Origin of the sequence: Burkholderia sp. ABCPW 14, from assembly GCF_001523835.1 — a bacterium.
In the GTDB taxonomy this organism is placed as follows: domain Bacteria; phylum Pseudomonadota; class Gammaproteobacteria; order Burkholderiales; family Burkholderiaceae; genus Burkholderia; species Burkholderia mayonis.
Genome location: NZ_LOVS01000034.1, coordinates 1 through 24,378, shown reverse-complemented (window position 1 = coordinate 24,378; position 24,378 = coordinate 1). Strand labels below are relative to the sequence as shown.

The window sequence follows — 24,378 nt, the reverse complement described above, 5'->3', positions numbered from 1 at the left end:
GTCCGGCCTCGGCGGCGACGCGTCAGAACTTCAGCATCATCTTGAGAATCGCGGCGAAGCGTTTGCCGTACGGCGGCGCGATCATGCCGCGCGTGTTGAGACGCGGCTGCGTGAGCACGGGCTTCATCTTCGAGAACGTGACGAAGCCGTCGTAGCCGTGGTACGCGCCCATCCCGCTCGCGCCGACGCCGCCGAACGGCAGCGTGCCGCACGCGATGTGCATCAGCGTGTCGTTGACCGTCACGCCGCCCGAGATCGTGTCGCGCATCACGCGCTCGACGGTCGCGCGGTCTTCGTCGAACAGATACAGCGCAAGCGGCCGCGGGCGCGCGTTCACGTAGGCGATCGCATCGTCGAGCGTGTCGTACGGGACGATCGGCAGCAGCGGCCCGAAGATCTCCTCCTGCATCAACTGCGACGCGTCGGGCGCCTGCGTGACGAGGACGGGCGGCAGCCGGCGCAGCGCGGGATCGGGTACCGCGTCGGCGAGCGGATGGAGCTGCGCGCCCGCTTCCTGCGCTTCGCTCGCGAGCCGCTGCAGCCGCGCGAAGTGACGCTCGGAAACGATCGACGTGTAGTCCGGGTTCGTCGACAGGTTCGGATAGAGCTTCGCCATCCGCTCTCTCGCGCGCGCGACGAACGCTGCTTCCTTGCCGCGCGGCACGAGCACGTAGTCGGGCGCGATGCAGGTCTGGCCCGCGTTCAGCGTCTTGCCGGTGATGACGGCATCGACCGCCGCGTCGAAGCGTGCGCGCGGCCCGACGATCACGGGCGACTTGCCGCCGAGCTCGAGCGTGACGGGCGTCAGGTGTTCGGCGGCCGCGCGCATCACGTGGCGGCCGACGTTCGTCGAGCCGGTGAAGAGCAGGTGATCGAACGGCAGCCCACTGAACGCGGCGCCGATTTCAGCATCGCCGTTGACGACCGCGACGTGATCGCGCGCGAAGGTCTTCGCGATCAGTTCCTCGAACAGCTGCGACGTGCGCGGCGTCAGTTCGGACATCTTGATGATCGCGCGGTTGCCCGCGGCGAGCGCGCAGATGAGCGGCCCCGCGGCGAGCAGCACCGGGTAGTTCCACGGCACGACGATGCCGACGACGCCGAGCGGCTGCGGCATCACCTTCGCGCGCGCCGGGCGCATCCATTTGTTCATCGCCCGGCTCTTCGGCTTGATCCAGCGCTTGCCGTGCTTGAGCGCTTCGTCGATTTCCTCTTTCGCGAGCCAGATTTCGGACATCAGCACTTCCTCCTTCGCGCGATGGCCGAAGTCCGCGCTGATCGCCGCCGCGAGCGCGTCGCGGTTGTCGAGCAGCATCTTGCGCAGTGCGCGCAGGTGGTCGGCGCGCGTTGCCCACGACGGATACGGCGCGCGCAGATATGCGGCGCGCTGGTCGCGCAGCAGTGCGTCGAGGGTGGCTAAACCGGGCAGATCGTTCTTCATGGCGTCTCCAGTGCGATACGGGTGTGGCCGGCATTCAGGCCGGGAACGCCCGCTCGATGAGCGCGGCGTGATCGAAGGTGGCCGGCAGCGTTCCATAAACGCGTCCGGTTTCGCTGCTGGCGTCGCCGAAGCGCGTGGCGACGAACGCCTCGGCGACGGCGGGCGGCCCGTCGCGCAGCAGCAGCGAGGCCTGCGCGACGAGTGCGATGCGTTGTGCGATCCGGCGCGCGCACGCTTCGCGCTGCTCGGGTTCGAGGGACAGAAGGCGCGTCAATTCCGCGAGCGCATCGGCGAGCGGCGCGCTGTGCTTTGCCGCATCCCGCCATTCGGCGAAGAGCGCGGCGGCCGCGTCGGGCTCGCGCTCGATCGCGCGCAGCACGTCGAGACACATGACGTTGCCCGATCCTTCCCAGATCGAGTTGACGGGCGCTTCGCGATAGAAGCGCGCCATCGGCGCGGTCTCGACGTAGCCGTTGCCGCCCCACACTTCCATCGCTTCGCCGGTGAATTCGAGCGTGCGCTTGCAGACCCAGAACTTCGCGGCCGGCGTGACGATGCGGCGCCAGCCGCGCGCCTGCGGCGAGCGCGCCGACGCATCCTCTTCGAACGCATGCGCGAGCCGCATGAAGAGCGCGGTCGCCGCTTCCGATTCGAGCGCCAGATCGGCGAGCACGTTGCGCATCAGCGGCTGATCGGCGAGCAGGCGGCCGAATGCGCTGCGATGCCGCGCATGGTGGATCGCCTGCACGAGCGCCGCGCGCATCAGCGCCGCGCTGCCGATCACGCAATCGAGCCGCGTGTAGTTCGCCATCTCGATGATCGTCGGCACGCCGCGTCCTTCGTCGCCGATCATCACGCCGTACGCATTCAGGAATTCGACTTCGCTGCTCGCGTTCGAGCGGTTGCCGAGCTTGTCCTTCAGGCGCTGCACCTGTACCGCGTTCTTGGTGCCGTCCGGCGAAAAGCGCGGTACGTAGAAGCACGAGATGCCCGCGTGTTCCGTCGTGCGCGCGAGCACGAGATGCGCGTCGCATTGCGGCGCGGAGAAGAACCATTTGTGACCGACGAGCCGATACGCTTCGCCGCGTCCGCCCGCGCCGAGCGCATACGCTTGCGTCTCGTTGCTGCGCACGTCGGAGCCGCCTTGCTTCTCGGTCATTCCCATGCCGACCATCATCGTGCGCTTTTCCGGAAGCGGCGCGTCGCGCGCGTCGTGCTCGCGGGAATAGAGCTTGTCGCGCAGCGTCGCAAAAAGGGCCGGCTCGCGCTGCAGCACGGGAATGCTTGCGAACGTCATCGTGAGCGGACACAGCGAGCCCGATTCGAGTTGCGCATGCAGGAAATACCCGGCGCAGCGCGCGACCATCGCGCCCGGCCGCGGGTCCGAGAACGGCAGCGCGTGCAGCCCTTCGTCGCGCAGCAGCGCGAGCAGCCGGTGCCAGCTCGGATGGAATTCGAGTGCGTCGATCCGCTCGCCGCGCGGGCTGTGCGTCGACAGCTCGGGCGCGTGCCGGTTGGCGAGATCGGCGAGCGCGAGCGCGTCGAGCGTCGTCAGCGCGGCGCCGTCGCGCGCGAGCGCCGTTTGATGCCAGCTCGCGCCGTACCGTTCGACGGCGGCCACGAGCGCGGCATCCGTTTCAAACGCGTTGTAATCGTGAAGCGGCGGCGCCTGGTTCGTCACCCGGTGCGTCGCCGCCAGAAGGTCTTGCTGCATGCCTTTGTCTCCCATTTCGCGGGGCCCGGCTTCTGTTGGCCGCATCCTCCGCGCGAGGCGAATCCGATCATCTTAAATTTAGTTCACGCCGCCGTTTAGAGGAATCGCTCTTGAGTCGGGATGTCCCGGCTCGTCTTGCGTTCCTAAAATGCGCGAACATGGCGACGCAAGCCGGCTGTCTCGATCGCGATTCCAGCCGCCGTTGATGACAAACAGGGAGACGTGACATGCAGTACGACTACATTATCGTCGGGGCCGGGTCCGGCGGATCGAGCCTCGCGGGTCGCCTGGCCGATGCGTGCCCGGACGCGACGATCGCGCTGATCGAAGCGGGCGGTCACACCGAACGCAATCTGCTCGTCAACATGCCGGTGGGGATCGCGGCGCTCGTGCCGTTCAAGCTCGGCACGAACTACGGCTACGAAACGGTGCCGCAGCCGGGCCTCGGCGGACGCCGCGGCTATCAGCCTCGCGGCCGCGGGCTCGGCGGCTCGAGTGCGATCAACGCGATGATCTACACGCGCGGCCATCCGCACGATTACGACGAATGGGAGCAGCTCGGCTGCACCGGCTGGGGATGGCGCGACGTGCTGCCGTACTTCCGCCGCGCGGAAGGCAACGAGCGCGGCGCGAACGAATGGCACGGCGCGGACGGCCCGCTCACGGTATCCGATCTGCGCTTCCGTAATCCGTTCTCCGAACGATTCATCGCGGCCGCGCACGAAGCGGGCTATCCGCTCAACGACGACTTCAACGGCGAGAATCAGGAAGGCGTCGGCTTCTATCAGGTCACGCACCGCGACGGCGCGCGCTGCAGCGTCGCGCGCGCTTATGTGTACGGCCGCACGCGGCCGAACCTGCATGTGATCGTCGATGCGACGGTGCTGCGCGTCGTGTTCGACGGCAAGCGCGCGACGGGCGTCGAGGTCGCGCGCGGCGGACGCGTCGAGACGCTCGGCGCGCGCGCGGAAGTCATTCTGTCCGCAGGCGCGTTCAATACGCCGCAACTGCTGATGTGCTCCGGCGTGGGTCCCGCCGCGCAGTTGCGCCGTCACGGCGTCGCGCTCGTGCACGATGCGCCCGACGTCGGCGAGAACCTGATCGATCACATCGATTTCATCATCAACAAGCGCGTGAATTCGTCCGAGCTCGTCGGCATCTGCGTGCGCGGCGTCGCGAAGATGACGCCCGCGCTGTTCAGCTACCTGTCGAAGCGCGAAGGGATGATGACGAGCAACGTCGCCGAGGCGGGCGGCTTCATCAAGAGCGACCCCGGCCTCGATCGCCCCGATCTGCAACTGCATTTCTGCACGGCGCTCGTCGACGACCACAACCGCAACATGCACTGGGGCTTCGGCTATTCGCTGCACGTGTGCGCGCTGCGGCCGAAGAGCCGCGGCAACGTCGCGCTCGCGAGCAGCGACGCGCGCGTCGCACCGCTCATCGATCCGCGCTTCTTCAGCGACGAGCGCGATCTCGACCTGCTGATCCGCGGCGCGAAGGCGATGCGCAAGATACTGTCCGCCGCGCCGCTCGCATCGCAAGGCGGGCGCGAGCTGTACACCGATCCGAACGACACCGACGCGCAATTGCGCTCGGCGATCGTCGAGCACGCGGACACGATCTATCACCCGGTCGGCACGTGCCGGATGGGCACCGATGCGCGCGCGGTCGTCGACCCGCAATTGCGCGTGAACGGGGTGGAAGGATTGCGGGTCGTCGATGCGTCGGTGATGCCGACGCTGATCGGCGGCAACACGAATGCGCCGACCGTGATGATCGGCGAGCGCGCGGCGGAGTTCATCGTGGCCGCGCGCAAAGGGCAGGCCGCGCCCGCTCGCGAGCGGGTCGCGGCGACGCACGGCGGCTGATGCGCGCTGCCGTGCAGGCGGCCGCGGGCGCGGCCGTCAGGCGAACGTGTCGACCATCCCGACGCTGCGTCGCGTCGCGCCGCTGGAGGTTGTCGCTGAGACGTCGTCGAGCGCGACGTCGGCCGTCGTCGCGCCGAACGCGCGTCGCGTCGCGGCTGCGTCCGACGATTGTCGTTGCGGGGTCTGCTGCTGTTGCGCGGACGCGAAGCCGCCGTCGCTGACGCTCGCGCTGCCGAGCCCGAGTCCGCCCGCTTCCATCGCTTCGCGCAGTTTCGGCAGCGCGGCTTCGACCGCGTCGCGCACCTGCGCGTGCTGCGACACGAAGAGCGCGTGCGCGTGGTTGTCCGCGACGCGCAGCACGACTTGCAGCGGCCCGAGATCGGGCGGATTCAGCGTGAGCTCCGCGCTCTGCTGATGCGCGTTCGACAGGAACACGACCTTTTGGCTCAGCGCGTCGGCCCAGTCCGGCGTGCCGACGGGCGGTGCGAGCGTCGGCGCCGCCGAAGCCGCCGCTGCGTTCGTGGCGAGCGCGGCCGGCGCCGCCTGTTGCAGCGCAGCCGGCGCGGTCGAGGCGGCGAGCGTCGCGCGCGCGGAATCGGCCGCGTCCTGCAACGCGGCGAGCGCGCCCGCCGCGTCCGGCTGGGCCGCATTCGCGGCGGTATTCGCCATGGTGGCCGCGGGGGTCGCACCCGACGCATCGGTGAGTGCGGTTTGCATGCCCGGAGCCTTCGCGCCGGCGAGCATCTTGTCGAATGCGGAGCCGTTCGCGGCGAGCGGCGCGTTGCCTTGGCTCGCCGGCAGCGCGGCGGGCGTCGTCGCCGCGCTCGTCTTGCCGGCGCCCGTGAGCTTGCTCAACGCGGCATTCAGCGCATCGCCGATCGGCTGCTGCGCGCCGGCGCGATCGGACGAAGCGGCGCTGTCCTGAGCGGCGCCCGCCGCGATCGTGGTCGACGGATGGGCGGCGTCGCCCGTGCCCGCTTGCGCGGCGGCCGCATCGGCGGCCGTCTGCGCCGCCTGCGCCGTCTGTGCGTCGGGCCGCGCTTGCAACTGCGCTTGCAGCGATGCGGCTGCGGCGAGCGCCGCCGCGTCGGCGCTCGCCGATTGCGTCGCGGTTGGGTCGTCGTCCCCGTCATCCGGTTTGCCGGCGCTCTTCGCGTTGCCCGCGCTCGCCGTCGTCTGCGCGCTCGCGCCGGAGCCGGACGAATTCGCCGCGTTGTTCGCCGCGGCATTCGTCGTGTTGCCGGCGTTCTGCGCGTTCACGTTCGCATTCGCGATGGTCTGACGCTGCGTCTGCACGCTCTGCTTGAGCGTTTGCGCGAACGGCGCGGCCGACGACGCATCGCCAGACGACGCGCTCGACGAGCCGGACGCGTTCGCCGCGGAGCCGGACGACGACTTGATCATCGTGCTCGCCGCGCCGAGCAGCATACCGATCAGGGGAAGAGGAGGCATGTCGGATCTCGTGTTCGGGTTCGATGGGCGCGGCGCTTACTTCGCCGCTTCCGCGCGCATGCGCAGCACTTTCGCCGCGTGCTCGTCGGCGTCGCGCTGCTCGCGTTTCGCGACGCGTTTTGCTTCCTGTTGCGCGCCGCGCGCCTGCAGGATCTCGTACGAGCCGAGCGTGCGCTTCTTCGCCTGCCACTCGGGGCGCGCCGCGTCGATGCGCGTCTCCGCGGCGGCGAGCACGCGCCGCTGCTGGTCGATCGCCGCGTCGAGCGTGTCGAGGAACGCCTGGAAGTTGCGCCAGTTGCCGGCGGGCATCCCCGATTGCGCGGATTCGGCGAAGCGCACGCGATATTCGTCGCGATAGCGCACGAGCGCGTCGAGCTGCGTCTGCGCGTCGGTGCGCTCGCGCTGCGCGTGGCCGAGCTGCTTCGTCGCGGCGTCGAGATCGTGCTGCGCGCGGTCGAGCAGGAGTTGCAGAGGAAAGGATTGGGCCATGGCGATCAGCCTCCTTCGATATCGAACAGCGCATCGAGCGCGGCGAGGCTCGGCGCGTACGGTGCGCATTCGCGAAAGCCTTGCTGCAAAAACGATTCGATGCGCGGGTAAAGCGCGATCGCGCGGTCGAGCTGCGCGTCGCGGCCGGGCGCGTACGCGCCGACCGCGATCAGGTCGCGGTTGCGCTGGTAGCGCGACAGCATCTGCTTGAACTGGCGCACGCGGTCGAGGTGCGCGTCGTCGATCAGCGCGGTCATCGCGCGGCTGATCGACGCTTCGATGTCGATCGCCGGATAGTGGCCGGCTTCCGCGAGCGAGCGCGACAGCACGATGTGGCCGTCGAGGATCGCGCGCGCGGAATCGGCGATCGGGTCCTGCTGGTCGTCGCCTTCGGTGAGCACCGTGTAGAACGCGGTGATCGAGCCGCCGCCTTCCGGTCCGTTGCCGGTGCGCTCGACGAGCGCGGGCAGCTTCGCGAACACCGACGGCGGATAGCCTTTCGTCGCGGGCGGCTCGCCGATCGCGAGCGCGATCTCGCGCTGCGCCATCGCATAGCGCGTGAGCGAATCCATCAAGAGCAGCACATGCTTGCCCTGGTCGCGGAAGTATTCGGCGAGCGACGTCGCGTACGCCGCGCCCTGCATCCGCAAGAGCGGCGACACGTCGGCCGGCGCGGCGACGACGACCGAGCGCGCGAGCCCGTCCTCGCCGAGAATCTGCTCGATGAATTCCTTCACTTCGCGGCCCCGCTCGCCGATCAGGCCGATCACGATCACCTCGGCGCTCGTGTAGCGCGCCATCGTGCCGAGCAGCACCGATTTGCCGACGCCCGAGCCCGCGAAGAGGCCCATCCGCTGGCCGCGGCCGACGGTGAGGAGCGTGTTGATCGCGCGCACGCCGACGTCGAGCACGTGATGAATCGGCTCGCGTTCGAGCGGGTTGATCGACGGCGCGGCGAGCGGCGCGTCGACCTTCGACGCGAGCGGCCCGAGATTGTCGAGCGGGCGGCCCGACGCGTCGACGACGCGCCCGAGCATTTCCCAGCCGACGGGCAGCCGCTTCGCGCCCGCGAGCGGATCGGCGACGGGCGCGCTTTCGAGCGGCCACACGCGCGCGCCGGGCAGCACGCCCGCGACGGCGGTGGTCGGCATCAGGAACAGGCGGTCGCCCGCGAAGCCGACGACTTCGGCTTCCGCATACGGCAGCGCGCTGCCCGGGGGCAGCTCGATCGTGCATTCTGCGCCGACCGACAGGCGCAGCCCGATCGCTTCGAGCACGAGACCCGCCGCGCGCGTGAGGCGTCCGCACGGACGCAGCGGCAGCGCGCGCGCGTTGCGCTCGCGCATGCCGTCGAGATGGGCGCGCCAGTGCGCGAGATGCGGATTCGCGAGCGCCGCGCGCGATGTCGCGGGCGGCGCCGCGAGCGGGCGAGGGTGATGAGGGTGCGCGCCGGCGCCGATGTCGTGCGCGGCCGCATCGACGTGCTCGGGGCCGCGCGACGCCAGCGCGAGCTCGCGTTCGAGCGCGTCGAGTTCGTCGCGGCCGAGCGCGCCGGATGCGTCGCTCACCATGCGCTCACCTTGCCGATCGCGGCCGCGACCCGCTCCCAGCGGGTGGTGAGCGTCGCGTCGATTTCGCCCGTCGATGCCTGCGCGCGGCAGCCGCCGCGCTCGATCGTCGCGTCGGTGCGCACGCTCCAGCCGAGCGTGTCGAGCTCGTCGCTCAGATACGCCTCGACGACGGGCAGATCCGCCGGATTCACGATCAGATGCGGCGCGCCGGCGAGCGCGGGCTCCGCGGCGAGCACCTCGCGCGCGGCCGCGATCAGCGCGGCCGGGTCGTACTGCACGTGCTGGCGTACGACTTGCTGCGCGATCTCGAGCGCGAGCGTCGCGATGTCTTCGGCGAGATCGCGCTCGACGCCCGTGAGCGCGTCGCGAAACGATGCGGCGAGCGCGGCGAGCTGCGCGCCTTGCGTGCGCGCCTCGGCCTGGCCGTCGTCGAAGCCTTTCGCGCGCCCTTGTTCATAGCCTGCCTGATAGCCGAGCGCCTGGCCTTCGACGTGGCCGGCCGCGAGGCCTTCCGCGTGCGCGGCGTCGCGCACGCGCTGCAGTTCGGCGGCGAGCGCGGCCGCCGCCGCGCCGCCGTCGTCGGGCGGCGGGGGCGGCGGCGGATCGAACGAAGCCATCTCCCACCGCTGGTACGCGGTGACGGGCTTGCTCGACGCGCTCGTGCGATCAGACATACGCGTCTTCCGCCTTGCCGCCGATCACGATCTGGCCGCTCTCGGCGAGGTTGCGTACGACCTGCAGGATCTTGCGCTGCTGCGTCTCGACTTCGGACACGCGAACCGGGCCGCGCGCGTCGAGATCCTCGGCGAGCAGCTCGGCCGCGCGCTGCGACATGTTGGACAGGAACTTCTGCCGCAGCGCGGGCGGCGCGCCCTTCAGCGCGACGATCAGCGCTTCCGACTCCACTTCCTTGAGCAAGAGCTGGATCGCGCGGTCCTCGAGCTCGAGCAGGTTCTCGAACACGAACATCTGGTCGATGATCTTCTGCGCGAGGTCCGGATCGTATTGCTTGACGTTCTCGAGCACCGCTTCTTCGTGCACGCTCGTCATGAAGTTCAGGATCTCGGCCGCGGTGCGGATGCCGCCCATCGGCGCGCGCTTCAGGTTGTCGCTGCCGGACAGCAGGCCCGTGAGCACGTCGTCGAGCTCGCGCAGCGCGGTCGGCTGGATGCCGTCGAGCGTCGCGATCCGCAGCAGCACGTCGTTGCGCAGCCGCTCGGTGAAGCACGACGCGATCTCGGACGCCTGATCGCGGTCGAGGTGCACGAGGATCGTCGCGATGATCTGCGGATGCTCGTTCTTGATCAGCTCGGCGACGGCCGCCGAATCCATCCACTTGAGGCCTTCGATGCCGCTCGTGTCGCTGCCTTGCAGGATGCGGTCGATGAGGACGCCCGCCTTGTCTTCGCCGAGCGCCTTCGTCAGCACCGAGCGGATGTACTCGCTCGAATCGAGCGACAGCGCGGTGTGCTTCTCCGCCTCGAGCACGAAGTCGTTCAGCACGCCCTCGACTTCTTCGCGCGTGACGTTCTTCAGCGCGGCCATCGCGGCGCCGATCTTCTGCACCTCGCGCGGCGCGAGGAATTTGAATACCTGCGCGGCCTCCTCCTCGCCGATCGACATCAGCAGGAGCGCGCTCTTGTTCAAGCCTTCAGCGTTCATCGGACACCCAGTTCTTGACGACGGTTGCGACGATCTTCGGATCCTGGCGCGCGATCGTGCGCGCGTAGTCGAGATTGCGTTCGTAGCGGTTCTTCTCGTTTTCGAAGGCGAGGAGGGCCGGGTGCTCGTCGTCCTCGTCGGCGAGCTGCTTCTTGTCGGGGCTCGGCAGGCCGTCGAGCGCGATCGCGTCGTTCGGGCCGTCGAGCGCCGGGACCGCGGCCGCCGCGGGCTCCGCCGGCGGCGGGAGCGCGCGGCGCAGCGCCGGGCGCACGAACATGAAGTAGAGCGCCGCGGCCGCGGCGGCGACGCCCAGCCACTTCGCGATGTCCTTGCCGAGCTCGATCATGTCGGGCTGGCGCCACCACGGCAGGTTGGCGAACGGATCGGCGGCCGTCGAGAACGCGCTGTTGACGACGTTGACCGAATCGCCGCGCTTCTCGTCGTAGCCCATCGCGTCCTTCACGAGCTGCTGGATCTGCGCGAGCTTTTCCGCGGTGAGCGGCTGCATCGTCACGTGGCCCTTCGCGTCGGCGGCCGGCTGATAGTTGACGACGACCGCGACCGACAGCCGCTTGATCGTGCCCATCGACTGCTCGACGTGACGCACGGTCTTGTCGAGCTCGTAGTTCGTCGTCGAATCCTTGCGGTCGCTGACGGGCGTCGCCGCCGGGCCGCCCGGCTGGCCGTTGCTCGCGACGATCGGCGCGGACGCCGGCTGCGGCGGCGTGTTCGACAGCGCGCCCGGCACGCCCGACGCGCCGCTTTGCGCGAGCTCGGTCGCGGTGCTCGTCTGCTGGCTGCGGATCGCGCTCTGCTGCGGCGTGCCGTTCGGGCCGTAGCTCTCCGAGGTCTGCTCGATCTTCGAGAAATCGACGTCGGCGCTCACCTGCGAGCGCGCGTTGCCGGCGCCGAAGATCGGCGCGAGGATCGCGTCGATGCGCTTTTGCGTGTTGCGCTCGATCTGCTGCACGTACTTGAGCTGGCTCGCGTCGAGGCCGGACGCCGACGCGGTCTGCGTGAGCAGGTTGCCGTCCTGGTCGACGATCGTCACGTTCTTCGCGGGCATGTCGGGCACGCTCGACGACACCATCCGCGTGACGGCGAGCACCTGGCCTTCGTCGAGCACGCGGCCCGGATACAGATCGACGAGCACCGACGCCGACGGCGCCTCGCGGTCGCGCACGAACACCGAAGGCTTCGGGATCGCGAGGTGCACGCGCGCCGAGCGCACCGCGTTGATCGATTCGATCGTGCGCTGCAGCTCGCCTTCGAGCGCGCGCTGATAGTTGACCTGCTCGGCGAACTGGCTGATCCCGAATTTCTGGTTGTCCATCAGCTCGAAGCCGACCGAGCCGCCCTTCGGCAGCCCCATTGACGCGAGCTTGAGGCGCGTTTCGTGGACCTGGTTCGCGGGCACGAGGATCGCGCCGCCCGCGTCGGCGAACTTGTAGGCAACGTTTGCCTGCTGGAGCGCGGCGATGATCGCGCCGCCGTCGCGGTCCGACAGGTTGCTGTAGAGCACGCGGTAGTCGGGCGCGCGGCTCCAGAGCACGAGCGCGACGATCGCGGCGATCGCGAGCGCCGCGCCGATCAGCAACGGCAGGCGCGGGTTCGTCTTCATCCGCGCGAGGCCGGGGATGCGTTCGGCGAAGCCGCCCAGGCCGAAATCCGCGCCGCCCGCCGCCGCGCCCGGCAGCGCGCCCGCCGCGGCCGCGGCTTGCGGCGACGCACCCGTCAGGCTCGAGCGGGCGTCGGGATTGATCAGCGAGTTGGCCTGCGAGTCCATGCGTCGAGTATCTCCACTGCGGGCTGAATGCCGGCTCGGCAGAGCAGGCGGACATTGACACGATGCGATTATCCGCAACGCGGTCAAGCGCGATCGGACGAATAGAGCGGGGTTTCGCCCGTACTTCTCCGGCTTTCGCCGTTGCGCGGCTGCTATGCTTTTTCGCAATCCGGCCCTCGCAACGCTCGCGGGACGCCGGGGTTCCCCCCCCCCACCGGGCACGTGCGGCCCGGCTTCTTCTGCGGAGATCACATGGTTGCCCCCGTCAACGGAATCGCTTCGGCGCTGCAACAAATGCAGGCGATGGCCGCTCAGGCCACGGGCGGAGCGGCGAGTCCGACGGCGGCGCTCGCCGGTTCCGGCGCGGCGACGGCCGGCTCGTTCGCAAGCGCGATGAAGGCGTCGCTCGACAAGATCAGCGGCGACCAGCACAAGGCGCTCGGCGAGGCCGGGGCGTTCGAGCTCGGCGCGCAGAACGTGTCGCTGAACGACGTGATGGTCGACATGCAGAAAGCCAACATCGGCTTCCAGTTCGGACTCCAGGTGCGCAACAGGTTAGTGAGCGCCTACAACGAGGTCATGCAGATGTCCGTCTGACGGACGTTGCTCCGCGTCATTTTTCTAAAGCTTTCGGGCTTCCTTACCGATAACGTCGGTACAAGGCCGCGCCGTGTCGCGCACGGAGCGGTGGTATCGGATCGAATGCACCAAAGAGGAGGAGCGCCATGTTTACCCCAGGCCACGCTGGAGCCAGTGCCTATGCGCGCGTCGGCGTCGAAACAGGGGTGATGGGCGCGTCTCCCCACCGGCTCATTGCCATGCTCTACCAGGGCGCGCGCCAGGCGATCGCGCATGCGCGGCTGCATCTGCAGCAAGGCAACGTCGCCGCGCGCGGCGAGGCGATCGGCAAGGCGATCCGCATCGTCGAGAGCGGCCTGCAGCAGTCGCTGAACCTCGAAGTCGGCGGCGACATCGCGTCTCGCCTCGACGCGCTCTACACGTACATTTGCCGGCGTTTGCTGCAGGCGAACGTCGACGCGAGCGAAGCGATGCTGATCGAGGCCGACGGCCTGCTCGCGACGCTCGAGGACGCATGGACGGGCATCGGCCCGGAGGTTGCCAGGATGACCGCGCAGGCAGGAACGGAACAGTCGCGATGAACCGGAAGGACGAATACTTTGCCCGCTACGAAGCGATCGCCGACGTGTCCGGACGGATGCTCGTCGCGGCACGCGATGCGTCGTGGCATGCGCTGAGCGGGCTGCAGGACGAGTATCTGCGGCTCGTCGACGGGCTGAGGGAGGCCGAGCAGGGCGTCCTGCTCGACGACGCCGAGCGCACCCGCAAGTTCGAGCTGATCCGCCGCATCCTCGCCGACGACGCCGCGATCCGCGATCTCGCGAGCCCCGAGATCGCGCGGCTGTCCGCGTTCATCCACGCGAGCCGCTCGACGCTGAAGGACTTGTACCGGGCGCGCGGCTGAAGGCGGGCGGGGCGCGCCGCCGCCTTCGGGCGCGCCGGCTTGCACGGACGAACGGCGCGCGTTCGTCTCCGCGGGTTGCCCGATTTTCATCCGGCGCGCGTCAGGATTCACGATGACCGGTATCGACACCGCTGCCGCCGCCATCCTGGCGAGCCGCATCGACAGCCTTCTCGACGCGATCCAGCCCTCGGCGGGCGGCGCGGCGGCGCCGCCGGTCGGCACGTCCCGCGCGCCGCCCGCCGCCGCGCCGCCGCAGGGCGCGACGGGCGGACCGCCGCCCGCGTCCGCGCAGACCGCGCTGTCCGAGGTCGCGCTCACGCTCGACGCGATTTCCCGCTACGGCGGCGGCGCGACGCCCGCCGTCGTCGGCGCCGCGCCGCTGCTGCCCGCGCCGCCCGCTTCCGCCGCGCAGGCCGGGGCGCTGCTCGAGCCGTTGTTCCTGCCGCTCGATGCCGGCGCGGGCAATGCCGCGCCGTCCGCTGCCGCATCGGCCGCGCAGACCGCCGCGCAAGCGTCGTCTGCCGCGTCGCCCGCTGCCGCGCTGAGCGCAGCGCTCGCGCAGGCTGTCGCTGGCAGCGGCCTCTTCTACGAATCCCATCTCGCTCAATGGCTCGCCGGCCAGCGCACGACGGCCCAACTCGCACGCGAGCCGCAGGCGCGGCTGGCGACAGGCGGCCAGCCGGGCGCGCAGACCGCCCAGGCGGGCGATGCGCTCGACGACGCGCTTGCCGAGCTGCTCGCCGCGCGCCTGCCGCTGCCGCAAGGCGTCCGCGACGCGCCCGCGCAGGCGGCCGCGCGGGGGGCGGGGCAGACGGCGGGCGATGCGGGCGAAGGCGCGGCGGCGGGCCGCGCACTGCCGAACGCGGCGGCGCTCGCGCGCTCCGTCGACGCGTATGCGGCGCTCGCCGACGCGCACGGCAAGCCTGCCGCCGCGCCATCCGCGCAGACGTCCGGCACGCGAGCCGGCCTGCCGCCTTCGAACGCCGACACGCCGGCATCGGTCGCGGCATCGCTGCATGCGGCGACGCTGCCGATCGTGCGCCAGCAGCTCGATCTGCTCGCGACCGATCAGTTTCGCTGGATCGGCGAGGCGTGGCCGGGCGCGCGGCTCGACTGGACGATCGAGCCGGACGAGCAGCACGGCCGCGAACGGTCCGCGCCCGACGCCGATTTCCCGGGTGCGGGCGGCTGGCGCACGCGCCTTACGCTCGCGCTGCCGTCGCTCGGCACGATCGACGCGGAGCTCGTGCTGAACGGCGAGCAGCTCACCGCGCGGCTGCGCGCGACCGATGCGGGCGCGGCGCGGCTCGCGCCGCACGGCGACGCGCTGCGCGCCCGCCTGCAGGCGCTTGGCCTGCAAGTGAGCGGCCTGTCGATTCGCGCGATCGACGGCGTGCTGGACGGCTTCGACACGACAGTCGCGCGGGCGGCGGCGTCCGCGTATGCGCGCGCGGCCGCGGGCGGCGAAGCGGGGCCGCTGGGGGCGGCGGGCTTGGCGGATGCGGTGGGGGCAGCCGGGGCGGCAAGCGCCGAGCGCCGGACGCCGCCGTCGTCGACCGAGACTGACGACGATTGGGAGTTCACGCGATGAGCGGGCCGCAGCGCAAGAGCGCCGCAGTGCTCGCCTACGACGCGAAGGGCGACGATACCGCGCCGCGCGTCGTCGCGAAGGGCTACGGGCTCGTCGCCGAGCGGATCATCGAGCGGGCGCGCGACGCCGGGCTATACGTGCATACCGCGCCCGAGATGGTGTCGCTGCTGATGCAGGTCGATCTCGACGCGCGGATTCCGCCGCAGTTGTATCAGGCGGTCGCGGAGCTGCTCGCGTGGCTGTATGCGCTCGAGAGCGGCGCGGGCGATGGCGGCGGCGCGCAGCCGGTCTTTCCGCCGTTGCCGAAGCGCTGAATGCGTGACGCCGCGACGCCGCGACGCCGCGGTGCGACGGCGTGACGGTTGAACGGCGCGATGGCGATGCTCGTCCGGCTAACCGCCCGACTGCCCGACTGCCCGACTGCCCGACCGCCCGACCGCCCGACCGCCCGACCGCCCGACCGCCCGACCGCCCGACCGCCCGACCGCCCGACCGCAGCATTGAGTCCGCCGGCATTCTGTGTAATGATATCCATTCTCATTTAATTGAAGCGGGCGGCGCGCGACTCGGTTGCGCGCCGCCCGATGTTTTATGCGAATGGAAGCCGAAGCGTGAACGCGCCCGAATCGATCGAAAAACATACCGGCGTGGTGGTGCCGTATCCGGGCGCGCCGAGGAAGCTCGACGCCGCCGAGCTGGCCGAACGCCGCCGCCGCTCGCGGCGCGCGACGTTCATCAAGTGGCTGCGCAAGGTGCACGGCTGGGTCGGCTTGTGGGGCGCGGTGCTCGGCCTCCTGTTCGGCGTGACGGGCGTGCTGCTCAATCACCGCGCGCCGCCGCTCAAGATCTCGTCCGGCGAGCCGCAGGTTAGCCAGTTGCAGCTCGCGCTGCCGTCGCCCGCACCCGCGACGCCCGTCGCCATGGCCGCGTGGGTCGGGCGCGAACTCGCGTTCGATGGCCGGCTCGGCCGCATTCGGAAGGAGCCGGCGCAGCCCGTCGCGTGGGGAGAGCGTCGCGTCACGCAGCCCGAGCACTGGCAGTTCGGCATCTTCGGTCCGCACGGCAACGTGCAGGTCGAGTACTGGATGGGGAACGGCTACGTGTCGGTGAAGCGCACCGACAACGCATTTCTCACGACGCTCAACAACCTGCACCGCGGCGTCGGGATGAACCTGTTCTGGGTGCTGCTGATGGATACGATCGCGGGTTCGATGGTTCTGCTGTCGCTGACGGGCGTGCTGCTCTGGACCGAACTCAACAAGCGGCGCACGGTCGGTGTCGTGCTCGTCGTCGGCTCGGTCGCCGCGGCGTTCGCGGCCGGCTTGTCCTGACGGCTGATCGCGGCCGCGCGCTTCAAGGCGTCGCGGCGTGCGGTGCGCTTCGCGGATATCGAATCGGCACGCATGCCGCTCACCCCTTCGTCGCGCCGAACGTGATCCCCGCGACGAAATTCTTCTGCATCGCGAAGAACATCGCGACCGACGGCAGCGCGGCGAGGATCGAGCCCGCCGACACGAGGTTCCACGACGTCGTCCATTGCCCCTTCAGCGCCGCGACGCCCGCCGTGATCGGCGCTGCCTCGTCGCCCTGCGTGAGGCACAGCGCCCAGAAGTAGTCGTTCCAGACGAACGTGAAGACGAGGATCGCGAGCGCCGCGAGCGCGGGGCGGATCAGCGGCAGCACGATCCGGTAGAACACGGTCCATTCGCCCGCGCCCTCGACGCGCGCCGCCTCGATCAGCTCGAACGGCAACTGCTTGATGAAGTTGCGCAAGAACAGCGTGCAAAAGCCGGTCTGGAACGCGACGTGGAACAGGATCAGCGCCTCGACCGTGTTGAACACGCCGAGCCTGAGCGACAGGTCGCGCACGGGAATCATCAGCACCTGCACCGGCACGAAGTTGCCGGCGACGAACGTGCCGAACAGTGCGGCGTTGCCGCGAAAGCGATAGGTTGCGAGCGCGTAGCCCGCCATCGCCGCGAGCGCGATCGAGCCGAGCACCGAAGGCACGGTGATCTGCACGCTGTTCCAGAAATAATGGAGCATCGGCGACGTCGTCAGCGCATCGCGGTAGTTCTCGATCATCGAGAAGTGCTTCGGCCAGCCCCAGTAGCGGCCTTCCTGGAGCTCCTCGGTCGAGCGGACCGACGTGACGAACACCGCGATCATCGGCAGCAGCCACACGACGAGCGCGACGGGCAGCGACAGCTTGTACAGATTGCGAGAGACGGGCTTCCATTGCTGGAGCGGCATCGGAAACATGGCGGCACCTCACTGTTCGTTGCGCAACATGCGGCGCAGTTGGAAGACGATATAGACGAGCATGATCGCGAACAGCACGACGGCGATCGACGCGGAATAGCCGAGGCGGTAGTACTTGATCGCCTGGTCGTACATGTAATACGCGAGCACGGTCGAGCTTTCGAACGGCCCGCCGCCCGTCATCACCGAGATCAGGTCGAAGCTGCGCAGCGCGCCGATCACTGTGACGACGATCGCCATGAAGGTCGTCGGCCGCAGTTGCGGCAGCACGACGTGCCAGAACAGCGTGAAGCCGCGCGCGCCTTCCATTCGCGCGGCCTCGATCTGCTCGGCGTTGAGCGCCGTGAGGCCCGTCAGGTAAAGGATCATGCAGTACGCGGTCTGTGGCCACAGCGCCGCGAGCACGATGCCGAACGTCGCGTAGCGCGCGTCGCCGAGCACGGGCACGCCATGTCCGGCGATGAGCGCGAGCAGGCCGAAGGTCGGATCGTAGAACCACGAGAAGATCAGTCCGACGACGACGCCCGACAGCACGAACGGCGCGAAGCACAGCGACTTGACGAGGCGGATGCCGCCGACCGACTGGTTCAGGTACAGCGCGAACGCGAGGCCGAGCGGCGGCGCGAGCATGAAGAGCGCGAGCCAGATCACGTTGTTCTTCAGTGCGGTATAGAACGTCGGCGCGTGCAGCAACTCGACGTAGTTCGCGATGCCGACGAACGTGCGCTCGCTCATGCCGTCCCAGTTGTACAGGCTCAGCCACATCGTCGACAGGATCGGCCAGATCACGTAGACGGCAACCATCAGGCAGGCGGGGGCGAGAAAGAGCCACGCGGCGCGCTGCTGCTTGCGCGCGGCGAGCGACGGGCGGCGCGCGGGCGTCGCGGCGTGTGCTGGGTGCGCCGCGGGTGCGGCGGGTGCGGCGGGCGCAACTGGCGCGGCGTCCCGGCGCGGCGGCGCGTCGGGGCGGGCGTCGATTTCGCGGGGCGTGATCGATCGGGGCACGGCGAACTCCTGAAACGGGACGCGGCGGCGCGCGGCCGCCGCCGAATCACTTCTTGTAGATCCGCTTGCGGGTCTGTTCGAGCTGCGCGAGCACGGCGTCGAGCTGCGCGGGATTGGCCATGAACTGCTGCATGCCCTTCATTCCTTCGTCGGCCATTTCCTTCGTCATGTCGCGATCGTAGAACTGCGCGACGCCGCCCTTCGTGTCGGCGAGGATCCGGAAGCCGATGCGCGAGATCGGATCGTCGGGTTCCGGCGACTTGCTGTTCGCCGACAGCGAGCCGAGCCCATCCGCGAGCTTCGCGCCGATCTCCGGCGTTTCGACGAACGCGAGGAACGTGCGCGCGTCGGCCTTGTTCTTCGCCTTCGTCGGGATGTGCAGTGATTCGACCGGGCCGTCCTCGGCGGTCGGCACCGACGGATCGATGATCGGAAACTGGAAGTAGCCCATCTGCGGCTTCACGTTCCGCGGAAAGCCGGCCGCGATGAACGTGCCCATCAGCATCATCGCCGCCTTGCCCTGGAACAGAAACGGCTGCGCGCCGTCGAGATCGTAGGACAGCGCGTTGTCGACGAAGTAGCCGGCGTCGATCAGCGACTTCCACGTCGTGTACACCTTCTTCACGCGCGGGTCGGTGTACGGCACGTCGCCCGCCATCAGCCGCTGATGGAATGCGTTGCCGTTGATTCGCAAATCGAGATAGTCGAACCAGCCGGCGAGCGTCCATGCATCGCGGCCGCCGATCGCGATCGGCGTGATCCCCGCCGCCTTCAGCTTCTTGCATGCGGCGAGGAATTGATCCCAGGTCTTCGGCTCGTCGGCGATGCCGACCTTGTGCAGCAGATCCTTCCGGTAGAAGAGGCCCCACGAGTAGTAGACGGTCGGCGCCGCGTACTGCTTGCCGTTGTACGACGACGCGTCGCGCGTCGACGCATACATCGCGTTCCAGCCGTTCTTCGCCCAGTCGGCGCTCAGGTCCTCGAACAGGCCGCGCCGCGCGTAGTACGCCATCCGCTCGCCCGCGTGCCAGTTGACGACATCGGGCGCGACCGTCGTGAGCCACGCCGGCAACTGGACCTTGTACGCCTCTTCGTCGACGAAGGTCGCCTTCACGTCGATGTCCGGGTGCGCCTTGTGGAACGCGTCGATCGTCGACTGCCACACCGCGCGCTGGCTCGCGCCCTTGAACGCGATGTTGATCGCGAGCGTGCCGGCGTCGGCGGGCGACGCGGCGCCGAACGACGCGACCGCGACGGCGGCCGTCGCCGCGAGCCCGGCAATGAAGCGGATGGGGCGATGGTTCATGTGTGTCTCCGATGTTGGTGTAGATGAACGACGCCGCGCGGCGCCGGTACCGCCGACGCCGTCAGCCGCGATAGGCCGCGACGCCGCGCGGCTCGACCTGTGCGTCGCCGAGCACGAACGCCGACGGCGGAACCGCGTCGATCGTGTGCGGCGCGTCGCCGTAGTTGAAGACGTACGTGAGCCCGCCGCGGCGGCTCACGCGGACGCTGTCGCCGAGCGGCGCGGGCGCGAGTCCCGCTTCGGCGGCGACGTCGGCGAAGAGCTGCTCGGTCGTGCCTTCGTCGAAGAGGGCGGCCCAGTAATGCAGCCGACCGTGCGCGATGCATGCCGGATGGCCGTCGGCGAAGCGCGCGCGCACGTTGCCGCGCGCGCCGTCGCGCAGTTCGACGAGATCGCGCCAGTGACGCGCGACGCCCGAGAACGCCGTGCCGTCGCGCAACGCGCCTTCGACGCGCTCGGCGGCGTTTGGCCGCAGCGACTCGACGCGCCACACGCGGATCGGCACGATCGATGCGAGCGGGCCGGGCGGCAGCGTCGGCGGGATCTGCAGATCCCGCGTCTTCGAGCCGCTGCGCGGCCCGAGCACGACATGCGCATTCGACGCCGCGAGCCGCGCGGCGAAACCGTCCGGCACGACGGGCAGCGGCGGCACGACGATCAGCCGGTAGCCGTCGAGCGGCGCGCCGGCCGGAACGACGTCGACGTCGAAGCCGAGCGCACGCAGCGCCGAGTAGTACTCGAACGCGAAGCGCGGATAGTGGAAATCCGCGCCTTGCGGATGCACGTCGAACAGCCACGTCGCTTCGTAGTCGTAGATCAGCGCGACCTGCGCGCGAACCTCGGCATCGGCGCCGGCGCCGGCGGCGTCGCGCAGCGCGGCGATTTCCCGCGCGACGCGCGCGGCTTCATGACCGCCCACGTCGAGCGCGTTGTCCGGCGTGTTCAGCCCGGCGTGCATCTGCTCCTGCGCGAACGGGGCCTGCCGCCAGCGGAAATACGACACGCAGCCTGCGCCGTGCGCGAACGCTTCCCAGCTCCACAGCCGCACCATGCCGGGCAGCGGCGCCGGATTCCATTGCGCCCAGTTGACGGGGCCCGGCTGCTGCTCCATCACCCAGAACGGCTGCTTCGACATTCCGCGATAGACGTCGTGATTGAACGACGCGAAATCCGGATGGCCCGTGCGCAGCCAGCGCGCCTTCAGCTCCGGCGCGAACCATTGCTCTTCGAGCGCGCCGAGCGGGTAGCTGTCCCATGCGGCGAAATCGAGATCGCGCGCGACCTCGTAGTGATCGAACTCGGTGAAGAGCTGCATGAAGTTGTGCGTGACGCCGCGCCCGGGCGAATGCGCGCGGATCGCGTCGACCTGCATCCTGTGATAGCGCGCGAGCTCGTCCGACGCGAAGCGGCGATAGTCGAGGCGATGCGATGGATGCGCTTCGGTCACGGTGCCGATCGGCGCGTCGATCTCGTCGAAGCGCCGGTACTCCATGCTCCAGAACACCGTGCCCCATGCGCGGTTCAGCGCGTCGATCGTCCCGTAGCGCGCCTTCAGCCAGTTGCGAAAGCGCGCCAGCGCGGCGGGCGAGTAGCTGACGACCGTGTGGTGGCAGCCCATCTCGTTGTCGGTCTGCCAGTAGCGCACGGCCGGATGCCGGCCGTAGCGCTCGGCGACCGCCGTGCAGATCCGCTGGGACGCGTCGTGGTACGTCGGCGACGAGAAATCGTAGTGGCGGCGCGAGCCGAACGCGCGCGGCCGGCCGTCGGCGCCGGTCGCGAGGATGTCGGGATGGCGGTCGATCAGCCATTTCGGCGGCGTCGCGGTCGGCGTGCACATCACGACGTCGAGTCCCGCCGCGCCGAGCACGTCGATCGCGCGATCGAGCCAGCCCCAGTCGAATTCGCCCGGCGACGGCTCGATGCGGCTCCATGCGAATTCGCCGATCCGCACCTGCTCGATGCCGAGCGTCTTCATCCGGCGGGCGTCTTCCGCCCACATCGATTCGGGCCAGTGTTCCGGGTAGTAACAAACGCCGATGCGCATGCCGAGTCCTTATGCGTAGTGGTGAACGTCGGCGCACGCGGGCACCGCGCGGCCGTCTGCGGTGAAGAGATGGCAGGCGGCGGCGGGCGCGTGCAGCCGCACGCGATCGCCCGCGCGCAGCCGCGCGTCGCCCGGCACTTTCGCGACGAGCGGCGCGCCGCCCGGCTCGTCGAGATGCACGTAGCTCAGCTCGCCGAGATGCTCGACGAGCGCGACGTCGCGCGTGAGCGTCGCGGGCGTTGGCTCGTCGGCGAGCGCGAGATGCTCGGGGCGGATGCCGAGCGTCACTTCGTCGCCGGCCCGCAGCGCCGTGCCGTCGCGCGGCAGCGTCAGCGCTTCGCCGGAGGCGAGCGTGACGGTCGTGCGATTTGCGTCGCGCGCGGCGACGACGGCCGGCACGAAATTCATCCGCGGCGAGCCGATGAAGCCCGCCACGAACCGGCTGTTCGGATGGTGATAGAGCTCGAGCGGCGTGCCGATCTGCGCGATGCTGCCGTCGCGCGCGGCGTCGGCGCCCGCGTGCAGCAGCACGATCTTGTCCGCGAGCGTCATCGCTTCGGTCTGATCGTGCGTCACGTAGACGACGCTCGCGTTCGCGAACTGCCGGTGCAGGCGGGCGATCTCGATGCGGGTCTGCCCGCGCAGCGTCGCGTCGAGATTCGACAGCGGTTCGTCGAACAGAAACACGCTCGGCTCGCGCACGATCGCGCGGCCGATCGCGACGCGCTGCCGCTGGCCGCCCGACAGCGCCTTCGGCTTGCGGTCGAGCAGCGCGTCGAGTTGCAGGATGCGCGCCGCGTCGCGCACTTTCCGGTCGATCTCCGGCTTCGGCGTGCGCGCGAGCTTCAGGCCGAACGCCATGTTTTCGTAGACCGTCATGTGCGGAAACAGCGCGTAGCTCTGGAAGACCATCGCGACGCCGCGCTCGGCGGCGGGGACATCGTCGACGCGTCGTCCGTCGATCAGCAGCTCGCCGTCGCTCAGATCCTCGAGCCCGGCGATCATCCGCAGCAAAGTCGATTTGCCGCAGCCGGACGGCCCGAGGAACACGCAGAATTCGTGCGCGCCGATTTCCAGATCGACGTCGCGGATGACCCGCGCGCCGTCTCCATACGCTTTCTGCACGCGCCTCAATGAAATGCTCGCCATCGTCTCCACTCCATGTTCTAATGCGCTGCGTGTGATTAAGCGCTTAATCATCAAGCTCAAAAAAATGACCGCCTGCGATCGCGGATGGGCCGCGCCCGTGTTCCGGCGACTCGATGTGCGACGATGGTGCGCCAGAAAAATTCGCGAATCAAATATTGAATAACCCGCTCAGATAGTGAGAGGCGAGATGGCGACGTTAAATGAGGTCGCGCAGCGCGCGGGCGTGACCGCCGCGACCGTATCGAACGTGCTGCGCAACCGCGGGCGCGTCGGCGCCGATACGCGCGCGCGCGTGCTGGACGCGGTGCGCGCGCTCGGCTATCGGCCGCACCTTGCCGCCCGCGCGCTCGCCGAAGGGCGCGCGCCGACGGTCGCGCTGATGGTGTCGAGCATCGCAAACCCGTTCTACCCGGAGTTCGCGCTGGCGGTCGAAAAGGCGGTGCGGCGCAACGGGCAGTTCCTGATCGTTTGCAATACGAACGACAACCCGTCCGAAGGCCGCGCGTACCTCGACCAGATCGCGGGGACGATCTCCGAAGGCATCCTCGTGACGAACGCGAACCTGCATCTGCCGGACCTGCTCGACGTGCAGCGGCGCGGCGTGCCCGTCGTGCTGTGCATGTGGGAGCGCCCGGACGCGCTGCCCGACGCGCTGCCGTGCGTCGCGGTCGATTTCCGGCTGGCGGGGCGGCTCGCGGCGCAGCACCTGATCGCGCTCGGGCATTGCGACGTCGGCGTGATCGTCGGCGGCTGTTCGGAGGCGGGCGTGCACGCGGCGCGATTCGACGGCTTCGTCGACACGATGCGCGAGCACGGTCTCGACGTCGCGGCTGTCGCCTGCGAGCCGGACACGATCGACGGCGGCGCGCGCGCGGCGCGCCGGCTGCTCGACGCGAAGCCGCGCCTGAGCGCGCTTTTCGCGACGAACGACTTGCCGGCGATCGGCGCGATGCACACGGCGGCCGAGCGCGGCAGGCGGGTGCCGGACGATCTGTCGATCATCGGGATCACGAACATTCATCTGGCGAACGACGTGCGGCCGGCGCTCACGACCGTCGCGATTCCGATCGACGAGGCGGCGGACCTGGCGGTCGAGCTGCTGAACGCGTTGCGCGAGACGGGTGGGGGCGTCGGCGAGGCGCTGCCGGCAGCGGCGCGCGCGCGGACGACTTCCGCGCCGAGATTGCTCGTGCGCGGGACGACGGGGCGCGCGCGGCCCGCGCATGGTGGGACGCGCGATCGCTGAGTATCGCGGTGGCGGCGAGAGCCGAGTGGCTTGTGGCTTGGCTGCAGCGCTGAATGATGAGCGTCGATTAGCGATTAGCGAATGCCGAATGCCGAATGCCGAATGCCGAATGCCGAATGCCGAATGCCGAATGCCGAATGCCGAATGCCGAATGCCGAATGCCAACCGCCAACCGCCAACCGCCAACCGCCAACCGCCAACCGCCAACCGCCAACCGCCAACCGCCAACCGCCAACCGCCAACCGCCAACGCGCACACCCACGCCGCTCACCCACAACCCCGCCCGACCACCCACACCGCCCACCC

Annotated in this window: 21 protein-coding genes; 8 read left to right on the top strand and 13 right to left on the bottom strand. The window is 69.6% G+C overall.

Annotated elements, in window-relative coordinates; genetic code table 11:
- Positions 1 to 22: 22 nt before the first annotated feature.
- Both WS62_RS05410 and WS62_RS05405 read right to left on the bottom strand, forming a co-directional pair.
- A complete protein-coding gene (locus WS62_RS05410; RefSeq protein ID WP_066568728.1) occupies positions 23 to 1,441 on the bottom strand; it encodes a coniferyl aldehyde dehydrogenase in 1,419 nt (472 codons plus the stop codon).
- A gap of 34 nt (positions 1,442 to 1,475) precedes the next feature.
- Positions 1,476 to 3,155: an isovaleryl-CoA dehydrogenase gene (locus WS62_RS05405; RefSeq protein WP_066568726.1), complete on the bottom strand. Its 1,680-nt coding sequence runs from the start codon at positions 3,153 to 3,155 to the stop codon at positions 1,476 to 1,478.
- A 227-nt stretch (positions 3,156 to 3,382) separates the two neighbouring features.
- Between WS62_RS05405 and WS62_RS05400 the strand changes: the two genes are divergently transcribed.
- On the top strand, positions 3,383 to 5,026 hold the full coding sequence (locus WS62_RS05400; RefSeq protein WP_066568724.1) for a GMC family oxidoreductase: 1,644 nt from the start codon (positions 3,383 to 3,385) through the stop codon (positions 5,024 to 5,026).
- A 36-nt stretch (positions 5,027 to 5,062) separates the two neighbouring features.
- On the opposite strand, the gene WS62_RS05395 is transcribed toward WS62_RS05400, so the two are convergent.
- From WS62_RS05395 to fliF, 6 genes are read right to left on the bottom strand one after another with little or no spacing between them, the layout of a single operon-like run.
- On the bottom strand, positions 5,063 to 6,478 hold the full coding sequence (locus WS62_RS05395) for a flagellar hook-length control protein FliK (protein WP_066568723.1): 1,416 nt from the start codon (positions 6,476 to 6,478) through the stop codon (positions 5,063 to 5,065).
- Between the two features lie 36 nt (positions 6,479 to 6,514).
- Positions 6,515 to 6,967 (bottom strand): flagellar export protein FliJ, encoded by a 453-nt coding sequence (gene fliJ / locus WS62_RS05390; RefSeq protein ID WP_059471516.1) that lies wholly within the window; start codon positions 6,965 to 6,967, stop codon positions 6,515 to 6,517.
- A 5-nt stretch (positions 6,968 to 6,972) separates the two neighbouring features.
- Complete coding sequence (gene fliI, locus WS62_RS05385; RefSeq protein WP_066568721.1) at positions 6,973 to 8,538, bottom strand: flagellar protein export ATPase FliI; 1,566 nt, start codon at positions 8,536 to 8,538, stop codon at positions 6,973 to 6,975.
- On the bottom strand, positions 8,532 to 9,212 hold the full coding sequence (fliH, locus tag WS62_RS05380) for a flagellar assembly protein FliH (protein ID WP_066568718.1): 681 nt from the start codon (positions 9,210 to 9,212) through the stop codon (positions 8,532 to 8,534). Before fliH ends, fliI begins: the two co-directional genes overlap by 7 nt.
- A complete protein-coding gene (gene fliG / locus WS62_RS05375; protein ID WP_059471519.1) occupies positions 9,205 to 10,200 on the bottom strand; it encodes a flagellar motor switch protein FliG in 996 nt (331 codons plus the stop codon). The genes fliH and fliG overlap by 8 nt, the downstream gene beginning before the upstream one ends.
- Complete coding sequence (fliF, locus tag WS62_RS05370; protein WP_066568716.1) at positions 10,190 to 11,986, bottom strand: flagellar basal-body MS-ring/collar protein FliF; 1,797 nt, start codon at positions 11,984 to 11,986, stop codon at positions 10,190 to 10,192. Before fliF ends, fliG begins: the two co-directional genes overlap by 11 nt.
- Before the next feature lie 252 nt (positions 11,987 to 12,238).
- On the opposite strand from fliF, the gene fliE reads away from it, so the two are divergent.
- The 6 genes from fliE to WS62_RS05340 all read left to right on the top strand — a co-directional run bounded on the left by fliE (position 12,239) and on the right by WS62_RS05340 (position 16,391).
- Complete coding sequence (gene fliE / locus WS62_RS05365; RefSeq protein WP_066568714.1) at positions 12,239 to 12,583, top strand: flagellar hook-basal body complex protein FliE; 345 nt, start codon at positions 12,239 to 12,241, stop codon at positions 12,581 to 12,583.
- Positions 12,584 to 12,711: 128 nt separating this feature from the next.
- Positions 12,712 to 13,146: a flagellar export chaperone FliS gene (fliS, locus tag WS62_RS05360; protein WP_066568712.1), complete on the top strand. Its 435-nt coding sequence runs from the start codon at positions 12,712 to 12,714 to the stop codon at positions 13,144 to 13,146.
- Positions 13,143 to 13,469, top strand: coding sequence for a flagellar protein FliT (locus WS62_RS05355; protein WP_066568710.1), 327 nt, complete (start codon positions 13,143 to 13,145; stop codon positions 13,467 to 13,469). Before fliS ends, WS62_RS05355 begins: the two co-directional genes overlap by 4 nt.
- Before the next feature lie 112 nt (positions 13,470 to 13,581).
- A complete protein-coding gene (gene fliK, locus WS62_RS05350; RefSeq protein WP_066568708.1) occupies positions 13,582 to 15,060 on the top strand; it encodes a flagellar hook-length control protein FliK in 1,479 nt (492 codons plus the stop codon).
- Positions 15,057 to 15,374, top strand: coding sequence for an EscU/YscU/HrcU family type III secretion system export apparatus switch protein (locus WS62_RS05345; RefSeq protein ID WP_066568707.1), 318 nt, complete (start codon positions 15,057 to 15,059; stop codon positions 15,372 to 15,374). The genes fliK and WS62_RS05345 overlap by 4 nt, the downstream gene beginning before the upstream one ends.
- A 297-nt stretch (positions 15,375 to 15,671) precedes the next feature.
- Positions 15,672 to 16,391 carry a PepSY-associated TM helix domain-containing protein gene (locus tag WS62_RS05340; protein ID WP_066488336.1) on the top strand — a complete coding sequence of 240 codons (720 nt, stop codon included), beginning with the start codon at positions 15,672 to 15,674 and terminating at the stop codon, positions 16,389 to 16,391.
- A gap of 79 nt (positions 16,392 to 16,470) precedes the next feature.
- Here the strand turns inward: WS62_RS05340 and WS62_RS05335 are convergent, their stop codons facing one another.
- From WS62_RS05335 to WS62_RS05315, 5 genes are all read right to left on the bottom strand, one after another.
- Positions 16,471 to 17,322 (bottom strand): carbohydrate ABC transporter permease, encoded by an 852-nt coding sequence (locus tag WS62_RS05335; RefSeq protein WP_066568702.1) that lies wholly within the window; start codon positions 17,320 to 17,322, stop codon positions 16,471 to 16,473.
- Positions 17,323 to 17,331: 9 nt separating this feature from the next.
- The gene (locus WS62_RS05330; RefSeq protein ID WP_442855060.1) at positions 17,332 to 18,327 is read right to left on the bottom strand and encodes a carbohydrate ABC transporter permease; all 996 of its coding nucleotides are present in this window, start codon (positions 18,325 to 18,327) and stop codon (positions 17,332 to 17,334) included.
- Between the two features lie 46 nt (positions 18,328 to 18,373).
- The gene (locus tag WS62_RS05325) at positions 18,374 to 19,633 is read right to left on the bottom strand and encodes an ABC transporter substrate-binding protein (protein WP_066568700.1); all 1,260 of its coding nucleotides are present in this window, start codon (positions 19,631 to 19,633) and stop codon (positions 18,374 to 18,376) included.
- 61 nt (positions 19,634 to 19,694) lie between these two features.
- Positions 19,695 to 21,677, bottom strand: a complete 1,983-nt coding sequence (locus WS62_RS05320; RefSeq protein ID WP_066568697.1) for a beta-galactosidase — start codon at positions 21,675 to 21,677, stop codon at positions 19,695 to 19,697.
- Between the two features lie 9 nt (positions 21,678 to 21,686).
- Positions 21,687 to 22,826, bottom strand: coding sequence for an ABC transporter ATP-binding protein (locus tag WS62_RS05315; RefSeq protein ID WP_066568695.1), 1,140 nt, complete (start codon positions 22,824 to 22,826; stop codon positions 21,687 to 21,689).
- Positions 22,827 to 23,013: 187 nt separating this feature from the next.
- Here WS62_RS05315 and WS62_RS05310 point away from each other — a divergent pair, with 187 nt between their 5' ends.
- Positions 23,014 to 24,072 (top strand): LacI family DNA-binding transcriptional regulator, encoded by a 1,059-nt coding sequence (locus tag WS62_RS05310; RefSeq protein WP_066568691.1) that lies wholly within the window; start codon positions 23,014 to 23,016, stop codon positions 24,070 to 24,072.
- Positions 24,073 to 24,378 lie beyond the last annotated feature (306 nt).